Consider the following 11,655-nt stretch of genomic DNA (forward strand, 5'->3'; position numbering starts at 1 on the left):
AACGTGAATCCCTTACGAGACAGCATGGTTGACGTACAGTCACCCCAACAAGCGCTTCGGGCATATTCCAGCGCGAAGGAGTACCCGTGCGGCATACTGTGCGACGCTCGTCGCGGCGAGTCGAACAGGCACACAACGCCGGGTCCGGGGCCACCTCAAGGGCAACACCGGCATGACTCGTGCTCGGACCCGCTCGCATCTCACACAAGGTACCGGAGCGGCACAGCGACTCCAGGCCGTGACAAGTCACCCTTAGGACACAACCCGATATCAACGCTCCGTAATTCCGGTATGCCACAATCCGCGACATCCTCACCGGCCGCACCGGCCGCATGCCTGCTACCGCAAGCCCGGCAACCCCTCAGGCCAGCAGATCCGCCGCAAGGATCTCCTCACTCTCCGTGCTCACACCGCCACGCCGAGCGCGCACCCAGGCCCGCTTCAGATGGAGATGCACCTCGGACTCCCAGGTGAAGCCCATGCCGCCGTGCACCTGAAGACAGTCACGCGCGCCGCGTACCGCGGCCTCGTCGGAGAGCAGCCGGGCCGCCGCGATGTCCGCCCGGTCGGCGGTGACGGCGGCCGCATACACCGCCGCCCGTGCCACCTCCGCCCGCACCAGCATCCCGGCGCACAGGTGCTTGACCGCCTGGAAGGCCCCTATCGGCTGCCCGAACTGCTCGCGGGTCCGGGCGTGTTGCACGGCCAGCTCGCACACCCGCCCAGCCGTGCCCAGTTGTTCGGCGGCGGTCAGGAGCGCGGCCACGGGGTCCACGGCCGCGCCGCCCCCACCCACCCGGTGCAGCGGAGTCAGCGGGTCCACCGACCGCAGCGGTACGGCCCCGGCGGCGTCCCCTCGTACGACGTCCGCCTCGGCCAGCCACTCCACGAGCCCGCTTCCGTCCACGGCGGCGACCACGACCTGCCCGTCGGCCGCACCCGCCACCTCCCCCGCCGCCAGATACGTGGCGATCAGCGGCCCCGGCAGCAGCGCCCGGCCCGCCTCCTCGAACGCCAACACCGATTCGGGCAGCCCGAGTCCGACCCCGCCGTGCGCCTCCGGCAGCCGCAGCGCGAAGAACCCCGCCTCGCCGAGCGCCCGCCAGAGTGCCCGGTCCAGCCCGGGCGCGTTCACGGCCGCCCGCAGCGCCGCACCGTCGAAGCGCCGCGCCAGCAACTGCCGTACGCCCTCACGCAACGCTCGCTGATCCTCGGTGAGCTGGAATTTCATCCGCGCGGTCACCGTCCCTTCGGGAGGCCGAGGATGCGCTCGGCCACGATGTTCCGCTGGATCTGCGAGGTGCCGGCGGCGATGGTGTAGGAGAGGGACGACAGGCGGTCGACCACCCATGGCCGGTCGAGGTCGAGGGAGTCCGTGCCCAAGACGTCGGCGGCGGTGTCGTACAGCTCCTGCCGGGCCTGTGAGTACCTCAGTTTGAAAACCGAACCCCCCACTCCGGGGACCCCGCTCTCCGCCTCGCTCACGTTCCACTGCGTCAGCCGCCACAGCGCCCGGAACTCGGCATTGAGCCTGCCCAGCCCGCGCCGCAGCACAGGGTCGTCCCAGCGGCCGTTCTTCCGTGCCTCAGCCGCGAGTTCGCGCAGGACGCGGCGGCAGGCGACCACCTCGCCGACGAAGGCCGTGCCGCGCTCGAAGGAGAGGGTCACCATCGTCACGCGCCAGCCGTCATCCTCGTCGCCGACGCGGTTGGCGACCGGGATCCGGACCTCGTCGAGGAACACTTCGGCGAACTCGGCGGATCCGGCGAGGGTCCTGAGCGGACGTACGGTGATGCCCGGGGCGTCCATGGGCATGGCGAGCCAGGTGATGCCGCGGTGTTTGGCGGCCGACGGGTCGGTGCGGACCAACAGCTCGCACCAGTCGGCCACTTCGGCGTGGGAGGTCCAGATCTTGGACCCACTCACCACGTAGTCGTCGCCGTCCCTACGCGCGCGCGTGCGCAGGGCCGCCAGGTCCGATCCGGCGTCCGGTTCGCTGAAGCCCTGGCACCAGGCCTCCTCGCCCCTGAGGATCGGCGGCAGCCAGCGCGCCCGCTGTTCCGCGGTCCCCTCCGCGGCGATCGTGGGCCCCGCGTGCAGCAGTCCCACGAAGCCCGCGCCCACATAGGGGGCGCCCGCCTTCTCGGTCTCCTCCAGGAAGATCAGCCGTACGGTCGGGGAGGCGTCCCAGTGCACATGCGCGTACCCGGCGTCGTAGAGCATGCGCTGCCAGCCGAGGTCGTACGCCCGGCGTGCGGGCCAGTCGTCCGGGGACGGCTTCGGCGGCAGCGCGGGAAGGACCTTGCCCAGCCACTCCCGCAACCGCGCCCGGAACTCCTGCTCTTCGGGCGTGTACGTGAGGTCCATCCACCACCTGCCTGACGAGCCGTCAGATTCAGCAGCAGGCTAGTCCCGCGCCTCTGGACCGACAAGGCGTCGAGCCCTACGCTCTCCGCACGATCTGACACACCGTCAGCCAGAGGGGGTCGTCGTGAACGACACCGCACACGCCCTGGGTTCCTCGCGCACGCTCTGGGAACTGGTCACCCGCCGTGCCGAACTGACCCCCGACCGGGCCGTGCTCCTCCAGGACGACCGCACCATCACCTTCGGCGAACTCCACGACCGCTCCGAGCGGGTGGCGGCCGGACTCCACGGCCGGGGCGTACGCCCCGGCACCGTCGTCGCCTGGCAGCTGCCCACCCGCGTCGAAACCGCCCTGCTGTCCTTCGCGCTGGCCCGCCTGGGCGCCGTACAGTCACCCGTCATCCCGTTCTACCGGGACCGCGAAGTCGGCTTCGCGCTGCGGGAGTCCAAGGCCGAGCACTTCGCCGTTCCCGGCGAGTGGCGCGGCTTCGACCACACGGCGATGGCGCGGCGGCTCGGCGCGAAGGGGATCTTCGAGGCGTACGACGCCCTGCCCGACGGCGATCCCTCCGTACTGCCCGCGCCGCCCGCCGACGGCACGGAGGTCCGCTGGATCTACTGGACCTCGGGAACCACCTCCGACCCCAAGGGCGTTCTCCACACGGACCGCTCGCTCATCGCGGGCGGCGCCTGCCTCGCCCACGCCCTGCGCCCCACCTCCGCCGACACCGGCTCGATCGCCTTCCCGTACGCCCACATCGGCGGCCCCGACTACATGGTGATGCTGCTGCTGTACGGCTTCCCGGCGGTGCTGTTCGAGCAGTTCGCGCTGCCGGACGCGCTGGAGGGGTACCGCAAGCACGGGGTGACGATGGCGGGCGGGTCGACGGCGTTCTACTCGATGTTCCTCACCGAGCAGCGCAAGCGGCCGGAGGAGAGGCTCATTCCGAGCCTGCGGCTGCTCGCCGGCGGCGGGGCGCCGAAGCCGCCGGAGCTCTATCACGCCGTCGTACGCGAGATGGGCGTGCAGCTGACCCATGGGTACGGCATGACCGAGGTGCCGATGATCACTATGGGGGCGCCGGACGACACGGCCGAGAACCTGGCGACGACCGAGGGACGGCCGCCGGAGGGGATGGAGATACGGATCGTGGACGGGGAGGTGCGACTGCGCGGGGAGGCGGTGTGCCGGGGCTATCTGGATCCGGCGCGGACGGCGGAGGCGTTCGACGGGGAGGGTTTCCTGCGGACCGGTGACCTCGGGCGGCTCACCGGCAGCGGGCATCTGGTGCTGACGGGGCGGCTGAAGGACGTGATCATCCGCAAGGGCGAGAACATCTCCGCCCAGGAGATCGAGGGTCTGCTGCACCGGCACCCGGACGTCGGGGACGTGGCCGTGATCGGGCTGCCGGACGCCGAGCGCGGGGAACTGGTCTGCGCGGTGCTGGAACAGCCGCCGGGGGCAGGGGAGTTGACCCTGGAGGCGGTGTCGTCGTACCTGCGCGCGGAAGGGCTGTCGGTGCACAAGCTGCCGGAGCGGCTTGAGGTGGTGGACGCCCTTCCGCGCAACGAGACCTTGCGGAAGGTACTCAAGTACAAACTGCGTGAACGCTATTCGGGTCCTGAGAAACAGCTGTTCGGTCCCGTGGAATGACTATTCGGGCACGGTGAAATAGCGGGCGAAGGAGGAGACGATCTCCGCCTCACCGATCTTGCCGTCGCCGTCCGTGTCGAGGGCGGCAGCGGCCGTCGCGGCGGTGTCCTGGCTCACTCCGAGGGCGGTGAGCACGCGCGCGGTGTCGGCGACGCTGGCCGATCCGCCGCCGTCCGGGTCGGCGAGGGCGAGCGCGGCGTGCAGGAAGGGGCGGGCGATCTCGGCGAACCGGTCCGGGTTGTCGCGCAGGCGCTTGACCGCGCCGCTGACGAACTCGTCCCGGGTGATCCGCTGGTCGCCGTCCCGGTCCGCTATGCCGGCCATGCCCTGCCAGAACGCCTCGGCTCCGCCGTACAGGGCCTGTCCCTTGTCGGAGCGGGCCGCCGTACCGAACTCCGCGAGCAGCCTCTTGGCCGCCGCGCTGAAGTCCTCACGGTCGATGTAGCCGTTGCCGTCCTGGTCGAAGGTGGCGAACCGGGCGGCGATCCTGCGCTCGTACTCGCTGCTGACCATGTCTCTTCGTGCCGCCTTACGTCACGTGGGTGCGTACTGGCACGGAGCGTACGACGCCCGGGGCGGTCCTGGCGCGAAAAACGTCCCTTGTGCCAAGACCGGGCTGATTTTGCGACAACGATGTGGCTAAGCATGGACGTGACGTGCACGGAACGCACGGGTGCCATGACGGCGGGTCACGCCGAGAGCGGTTCGGCCCCCTCGTCGACCGCCGCCGCGACGTCCGGGTACACCTCGAACAGACGGCGCACGCCGAGGGCGCCGAGCACCCTGTTGACATGGGAGCCGTCCACGGCCCCCTGGGCGGGCAGTATCAGGCGCAGGCTGCCCTGGCAGGAGCGGATGAGGCGGCGGGAGGCGATGAGGACGCCGACACCGCTGGAATCGCAGAACAGGACCTCGGAGAGGTCGAGGACGAGACTGTGCCGGCCCTCGGCCACCACGTCGTGCACCCGCTGACGCAGCACGGGCGACGTCACCAGGTCCAGCTCGCCCGACACTTGGAGCACAGCCCAGTCGCCGTGCTTGTCGCCGGTCACGTAGAACGCCACCACCAAGCCCTTCGCTCGCCGGAAACGGAAGCCTTACCTACGCTTCCTTGCAGCGCGGCTGCCCAGCGGCCGTTCCCCGAAACCAGGTACCGGAAACGGAAAACAATCAGAAGAGGCTTGTTTCAATCGCATTCGATCCTGTTCGATCGGGTCTGAGCGCCCCGGGAGTGGGTAGGCGCGCGATGGTACGGGTGATGGCACAGGTACGGAACCGGCCTGGAAGGTCCACTACCACCTGCGGCTCCTCGGCGGGCGCCCATTGCCGCAAAGGGGCGTGCGTTGTCAGAGGCGCCGACTACATTCGAGATGACGGTGGACACAGGCCGGACCGGAGCAGAGCTGGGTGAGGGGGCCGTATGGCGAAGAAGGACGCACCGCCCCGCTGGGACCGCAAGATGCAGCAGCGGCTCGCACGCGGAGAGGCGGCCGCCCTCGGTGAGCTGTACGACCGCTTCGCTTCGCTCGTGCACGGCCTCGCCCACCGCGTCCTCGGCGACGAGCGCGCGGCCGACCGCATCACCAGGGACGTCTTCGCCCATGTCTGGCAGCATCCGGAGGCGTACGACCCCAGGCAGGGCCCGCTGCGCTCCTGGGTCGCCACGCTGACCCATCGCCTGGCCGTGCAGCGGCTGCGCGCCACCGAGACCGCCGCCCTGACCCGGGGCGGCAGCTCCCCTGAGGAACTGGAGCGCAAAGTCCGCCAGGCCTCCGTCGCCGCCCGCGCCGACTACATCGTCCAGGCCATGCCCGTCCCCCTGCGCACCGCCCTGGAGCTGGCCTACTTCCAGCGCCGCGACTACCGCCAGACCGCCGTCGACCTCGGCGTCACCGAGGACGAGGCCCGCCGCCGCCTCCGCCTCGGCCTGCAGCTCCTGTCCACCGCCCATGACGCAGGCGCCCCCGAGGCGCCGCCGGGATACGGGGGTGCCGTGTGACCGGGCCGGAGCGGTACGAGGCGTTCGACGAACACGAGGGATACGGCGACCCCGGGTACGGCGGCTACGACGGCCCCGGCCGCGAGAAGGACCAGCGCAACGCCCCGGACGACGAGGACCGCCCGGACGTGAGCGCACCTGGCGGGTCCGATGGATCCGGCCGCTCCGATGGATCCGGCCGCTTCGGCGGATCCGGCCGCTCCGGCATGTCTGGCCCCTCCGTCGGGTCCGACGGGTACGGGTCCGACGGGTCCGACGGGTACGGGTCCGACGGGTCCGACGGGTACGACGGGTACGGGTCCGACGGGTCCGACGGGTCCGACGGGTCCGACGGGTCCGACGGGTCCGACGGGTCCGACGGGTCCGACGGGTCCGACGGGTCCGACGGGTCCGACGGGTCCGGCAACAGCGGTGGACAGAACCCCGGCCGGCCGCCGCGCATACCCCTGCCGCGCTCCTCCGTCGAGGACGGCGGACGGCCGCTGCCGTCGCTGGCGGAACTGGGCGACCTGGCGCCCCGGCCCGCCCCGCCGGCCCTTGAGCACCATGTCCTGAAGTCGCTGCTCGGCGCGTGGGCGCTGGCCGCCTGCTCGCCGGAGGAGACGGCGGCCGTCGAGGACCACCTCGGCGGCTGCGGCCTCTGCGCCGACGAGGCGCTGCGGCTGCGGGAGGCGGTCGGGCTGCTGCACCCCCCGGAGAGCCTCGATCTCGATCCGGGCCTGCGCACCCGCGTCCTGGCGGTCTGCCTCGACCAGCGGCCACCGCGCATCCCGGTGCCCGAGTGGGCCGGTCCGTACGACGCCGAGGCCGCGCGTCTCGACGCCCTGTTGCAGGACATAGGGGACTCCGAGTGGCACGCGCCCGTGCGGCTGCGGTGGTTCCAGTCCGACGAGGCGACGAGCCGTCGTACGACCGTCGCCGGGGTCATCGCGCACCTGCTGACCGTCGACGGCCTCGTCGCACTCGCGCTCGGCCTGGACGACCCCCTCGGCGACATCCCGTCCGCGGCACCCACCCCCGCCGAGCGCACGGAGGCGTACTGGGCCGCCTCCCACTTCCCGCCCACCCGGTCCGTGCGGGGCCCCTGGCGGGAGCAGAGCCATGACCTCGTGCGGACCGTGTCCTTCACCGGCAGCAACTCCGGCTCGCTACCGGTGTCGTACGGCGACTTCGAGCTGCCGCTGCGGGACGCGATGCTGGACCGGGCGTTCGAGTGCTGGGTCCACGCGGAGGACATCGCCGAGGCGGTCGACTACCCGTACGAGCCGCCCGCCCCACGCCATCTGCACCACATGATCGACCTCGCGGCGAGGACGCTGCCGCGGGTGCTGGCCGCCCGCCGCCGCGACGGCCGCCGGCATCTGGCCCCGGTGGGCGAGCCGGGCCGCAGCCTGCGGCTGGAGATCGAGGGGCTGGGCGGCGGGGAGTGGCTGATTCCGCTGGACGTGGGGGGCTCCGCCGGGGGCTCCGCCGAGCGTGAGGTCGCCCATGTCGCGCTGGACGGGGTGGAGTTCTGCCGGTTGGCAGCGGGGCACGTATCGCCTCAGGAGGCTGCGGCGGGGCAGCTGGGGGACCGGGAGGCGATCAGGGATGTGCTGTTCGCGGCGGCGAGCTTGAGCCGGATGTAAAGGCCCAGAAGGCCCAAGGGTGCGTCCACTGCATGTACCTCAGGGGCGCAGCCGGCCCACGACTGCCGTCCCTAGGCGAACACGACCGTCCGTCGCCCATTGAGCAGAATCCTCCGCTCCGCATGCCACTTCACCGCCCGCGCCAGCGCCTGGCACTCCACATCACGTCCCACCGCGACCAGCTGATCCGGCGTGACGTCATGCCCCACCCGCTCGACCTCCTGCTCGATGATCGGCCCCTCGTCGAGGTCGGCGGTGACATAGTGCGCGGTCGCCCCGATCAGCTTCACGCCCCTCACATGGGCCTGGTGATACGGCTTCGCGCCCTTGAAGCTCGGCAGGAAGGAGTGGTGGATGTTGATGATGCGGCCGCTGAGCGCCTTGCAGAGGTCGTCCGAGAGGACCTGCATATAGCGGGCCAGCACGACCAGCTCGACGTTCTCCTCGCGCACCAGCTCCAGCAGCTGCGCCTCGGCCTGCGGCTTGTTGTCCTTCGTGACCGGAATGTGGTGGAAGGGAAGGTCGTACGAGCCCACCAGCTCGGCGAAGTCGGTGTGGTTGGACACCACAGCGGCGATCTCCACCGGCAGCGCCCCGATCCGGGCCCGGAACAGCAGGTCGTTCAGGCAGTGGCCGAACTTGCTGACCATCAGGACGACGCGCATCTTCTCGTCGGCCCGGTTGAGCTGCCAGTCCATCTGGAAGGAGTCACCGATCGCCGCGAAGCTGGCCCGCAGCTTGTCCACGGTCACCGGCACTTCCGCGGAGAAGTGGACGCGCATGAAGAACAGACCCGTGCCATGGTCGCCGAACTGCTGGCTGTCCTCGATGTTGCATCCGGTCATGAAGAGGTAGCTCGACACGGCGTGCACGATGCCCTGCTTGTCGGGGCAGGACAGGGTGAGGACGTACTGGTCGGGGGCGACCGCGGGTCGGTTGGCCGGTCGGTCGGGCTGCTCGTTCATGCAGGACAGGGTCCCATACCGGCCCCGCGTCGGCGGCCCCCGTCCGCTACGCGGACCGCGTCATGATCTGCAGTACCTCAAGGCTCCGGGGAGGAGCGTCGGGGTCGTCCCCGTCACTCGCCGAGAGGCGCACGTGCGCGTCCCGCGCGGCCCGTACCGCCTCCGGCCAGCCCTGGTGGTCGACGTACGCGGAGACCGGGGCGTCCGGCCCGACCTGGTGCATGATCCGCAGCACCCGCAGCACGGCGGTGTCGACGAGCGCCGCCTCCTGGGAGTCGCGGAAGATCGTGCCCACGTACTTCTCGGCGGACCAGCTGTCCAGCCAGGTGTCCTCGACCAGGCGGTACACGGCGTCGGTGACGTCCCCGTACCCGTCGACACCGGCCAGCCAGACGTCCCGCTGGAAGACCGGATCGGAGAGCATGTGCAGCGCGGAGCGCACATTGCTGCGCCAGCGCCACCACGGCATGTCGTTCTGTGGCATGCCGCCCATGGTGGAGGAGCGACGGCCGCGACGGGAAGGGTTCTCCGAATCCTGCACGGTCACCGATCGTACGTTCCTGCTCATACGACTCTCAGGGCCCCCCGTAATTCACCTTCGCGTCACCTTTCGTTGCCCGAAGGTCACTGCCGGGTTAGCGATGTGACGGAATCGTGCGTGTGCATGACCGGCAGGAGTCACCACCGCGATACCCACCTCCCCGCGTTCACCCGGCCCGTCCGAGCCACCGTTCGCAGAGCGGCGGCCCTGGTCGCGTCCGCGTCGCTCGCCGTCGGTTGCGGGGTCGTCCCCGGCGTCTCGGGGGGCGCCGGGGACGACACCATCACCGTCATGACCTGGGCTCCGAGTGAGACGAACGCCACGAACAAGCCCGGCATGCCCGCCCTCGCCCAGGCCTACGCGCGCTGGGTCAACGCAGACGGCGGCATCAACGGCCGCAAGCTCCGGGTCCTGGTCTGCAACGACCACAACGACAGCGTGGCCGCGGCCGACTGCGCCCGGCGCGCGGTCAAGGAGGACGTCGTTGCCGTCGTGGGCTCCTACAGCCAGTACTCCGACTCCTTCTTCCCGCCCCTGGAGGGCGCGGGCATCCCGTACATCGGCGGCTACGGCCTCACCGAGGCCGAGTTCACCAGCCCGCTGTCCTACCCGGTCAACGGCGGCCAGCCCGCGCTGCTGGCCGGCCTCGGACAGGAACTCGCCAAGAGCTGCGGGCCCGTCGCCCTGGTCCGGCCCGACACCATCGCGGGCGACGAGCAGCCCACGATGTTCAACTCCGGCCTGAAGGCGGGCGGACACGCGCCGGCCGACGACCAGCTCGCCAAGGACGACGTCACCGAATACTCGGCACCGGCCGAGCGGGCCCTCGACCACGCCACCGCCGACCCCACGGAGACCGGCTGCGTGGTGCCCTCCCTCGGCGACCGCACCAGCACCTTCATGGACTCCTTCCGGCGTGCCCGCGCGGACTACCCCGACGTGCGCACCGGCACCGTGCTGGGCAGCGTCGACCAGACCGTGATCAACGCCAACGGCGGTGCCGCGTCGCCGTACGAGGGGTCGTACATCACGGGCTGGTACCCGGTCTCCACCGACCAGCGGTGGGACGAGATGAAGCAGGTCATCAACAAGCACGCCTTCGGCGACAACCGCATCGACGTCGGGGACGCCGGTGTGCAGACGACGTGGATCGCCTACACGGCGTTCAAGGCGGTCGTGGAGTCGCTCGGCGACGGCGCGGTGAGCGCCGACACCGTGCGGGACGCCCTCGACAGCGGCCTGAAGATCTCCACGGGCGGGCTCACGCCGACCCTGCGCTGGCAGTTCCAGGACGAGCTCGCCTCCGTCGGCTTCCCCCGCATGGTGAACGCCGATGTGACCCTCCAGGTCGTACGCGACGGCCGGCTCGTCGCGGCGCGGAAGGGCTTCACCGACATGACGGAGACGCTGAAGCGGGCGGATGTGAGCTGACCGTCTCCGGCCGTCACAGCTGGGTCGGCTGGCGCTGGGTCAGGCCGTACGTCTTGGCGATCCCGTTCCACAGCTCGGCCGCCTTGGCCTTCTGCGTGGTCGCGGTGGAACTCGCGGTGTTGCCTGCCGTGGCCTGGCCGGTGGTGCGGGCCTGGCCCTTCCTGCAGAGGTTGCCCTTCTTGTCCCCGACCTGGTCGGCCCACGCGGCGTAGTGGTTGTCGGCCGACGCCGACGCCTGCCACGCGCTGTTGAGGGCGGCGGTCAGCGCGGCATGGTCCGGGAGCTGGTCGACGGACAGCTTCGACAGGCTCGTGACCAGGCCGGTGCGCTGCTTGGCCGCGTCCCGCAGGTCCGCGGCCGCCTGGCCCAGGTTCTTGCACGACTTCACATCGGCGACCGCGGCGATCACGGTGGCCCGGCTGTCGCCGCTGTCGGCCAGCAGCTTGTCCAGCGCGATGGCCTGCTGCTCGGCCGCGTCGACGGACGGCGAGGCGGAAGCCTCGGTCGCCGGGGCGGTGGCGGACACGGTCTGGTTCTTCTCGTCGCTCTGGTCGTCGCCGCCACCGCTCGCGAGCAGCGCGCCCGCGCCGACGCCGAGGACCGCGATGCCGACGCCGACGGCCGCGATGAGCGGCACGCGCGAGCCGGTACGGCCACCGCGGCCACCGCGCCCGCGGTGGTCGTCGGCGCCGGGCGGGACGTAGGCGGGCTGGGCATGCGGCTGCGGCTGCGGCTGCTCGAAGCGGGGCAGCTGCTGGGTGGCCGCCGCCGGAGGCTGCGCCCCCGGCTCGCTGCGGAAGAGGCTGTCGAACTCGGCGGGCGGCTGCCGGTCCTGCCCGGCCGTCACGGGCGGGATGTACTGCGTCGCCTCGGCATTGGGGTTGGGATTGGCCGGCGGCAACGGGCCCGGGTGCTGCTGCGCCCGCCGCAGCTTGCGGGTCTCGTCACCCACCGCCCCGGCCCCTGCGGGCACCTCGGGCGGCAGTGCGCCGGGCCCCACCGGCGGTATGTACTGCGTCGCCCCGTCCGGCGACACATGCGCAGGCGCACCCCCACCGGCAACCGGCGGT

10 protein-coding genes and 1 pseudogene are annotated in these 11,655 nt (G+C 71.3%); 4 read left to right on the plus strand and 7 right to left on the minus strand.

The features are described 5' to 3' along the window. Positions 1-361: 361 nt before the first annotated feature. Both GFH49_RS16260 and GFH49_RS16265 read right to left on the minus strand, forming a co-directional pair. Positions 362-1,231 (minus strand): acyl-CoA dehydrogenase family protein, encoded by an 870-nt coding sequence (locus tag GFH49_RS16260; RefSeq protein ID WP_155056595.1) that lies wholly within the window; start codon positions 1,229-1,231, stop codon positions 362-364. Positions 1,232-1,239: 8 nt separating this feature from the next. After that, positions 1,240-2,367 (minus strand): acyl-CoA dehydrogenase, encoded by a 1,128-nt coding sequence (locus tag GFH49_RS16265; RefSeq protein WP_155056596.1) that lies wholly within the window; start codon positions 2,365-2,367, stop codon positions 1,240-1,242. A gap of 124 nt (positions 2,368-2,491) precedes the next feature. Between GFH49_RS16265 and GFH49_RS16270 the strand changes: the two genes are divergently transcribed. After that, entirely contained in the window at positions 2,492-4,021 is a 1,530-nt protein-coding gene (locus GFH49_RS16270; RefSeq protein WP_155056597.1) for a class I adenylate-forming enzyme family protein, read from the plus strand. Here GFH49_RS16270 and GFH49_RS16275 read toward each other — a convergent pair whose 3' ends face one another. Both GFH49_RS16275 and GFH49_RS16280 read right to left on the minus strand, forming a co-directional pair. Next, a complete protein-coding gene (locus GFH49_RS16275) occupies positions 4,022-4,534 on the minus strand; it encodes an EF-hand domain-containing protein (RefSeq protein WP_155056598.1) in 513 nt (170 codons plus the stop codon). A 176-nt stretch (positions 4,535-4,710) separates the two neighbouring features. Then, positions 4,711-5,091 (minus strand): STAS domain-containing protein, encoded by a 381-nt coding sequence (locus GFH49_RS16280; RefSeq protein ID WP_155056599.1) that lies wholly within the window; start codon positions 5,089-5,091, stop codon positions 4,711-4,713. Positions 5,092-5,441: 350 nt separating this feature from the next. On the opposite strand from GFH49_RS16280, the gene GFH49_RS16285 reads away from it, so the two are divergent. Next, positions 5,442-6,020 (plus strand): sigma-70 family RNA polymerase sigma factor, encoded by a 579-nt coding sequence (locus tag GFH49_RS16285; RefSeq protein WP_155056600.1) that lies wholly within the window; start codon positions 5,442-5,444, stop codon positions 6,018-6,020. Positions 6,021-6,226: 206 nt separating this feature from the next. Beyond that, complete coding sequence (locus tag GFH49_RS16295) at positions 6,227-7,648, plus strand: maleylpyruvate isomerase mycothiol-dependent enzyme family protein (RefSeq protein WP_196218014.1); 1,422 nt, start codon at positions 6,227-6,229, stop codon at positions 7,646-7,648. A gap of 71 nt (positions 7,649-7,719) precedes the next feature. On the opposite strand, the gene purU is transcribed toward GFH49_RS16295, so the two are convergent. Both purU and GFH49_RS16305 read right to left on the minus strand, forming a co-directional pair. Next, positions 7,720-8,613 carry a formyltetrahydrofolate deformylase gene (gene purU / locus GFH49_RS16300; protein WP_155056601.1) on the minus strand — a complete coding sequence of 298 codons (894 nt, stop codon included), beginning with the start codon at positions 8,611-8,613 and terminating at the stop codon, positions 7,720-7,722. A gap of 46 nt (positions 8,614-8,659) precedes the next feature. After that, on the minus strand, positions 8,660-9,160 hold the full coding sequence (locus tag GFH49_RS16305; protein ID WP_155056602.1) for an SCO4402 family protein: 501 nt from the start codon (positions 9,158-9,160) through the stop codon (positions 8,660-8,662). A gap of 117 nt (positions 9,161-9,277) precedes the next feature. On the opposite strand from GFH49_RS16305, the gene GFH49_RS16310 reads away from it, so the two are divergent. Further along, positions 9,278-10,585: an ABC transporter substrate-binding protein gene (locus GFH49_RS16310; protein ID WP_155056603.1), complete on the plus strand. Its 1,308-nt coding sequence runs from the start codon at positions 9,278-9,280 to the stop codon at positions 10,583-10,585. A 13-nt stretch (positions 10,586-10,598) separates the two neighbouring features. Here GFH49_RS16310 and GFH49_RS16315 read toward each other — a convergent pair. Continuing rightward, positions 10,599-11,655, minus strand: a pseudogene (locus GFH49_RS16315) (hypothetical protein); the annotation flags it as partial.

The sequence above is a fragment of the Streptomyces blattellae genome, from assembly GCF_009709555.1.
In the GTDB taxonomy this organism is placed as follows: domain Bacteria; phylum Actinomycetota; class Actinomycetes; order Streptomycetales; family Streptomycetaceae; genus Streptomyces; species Streptomyces blattellae.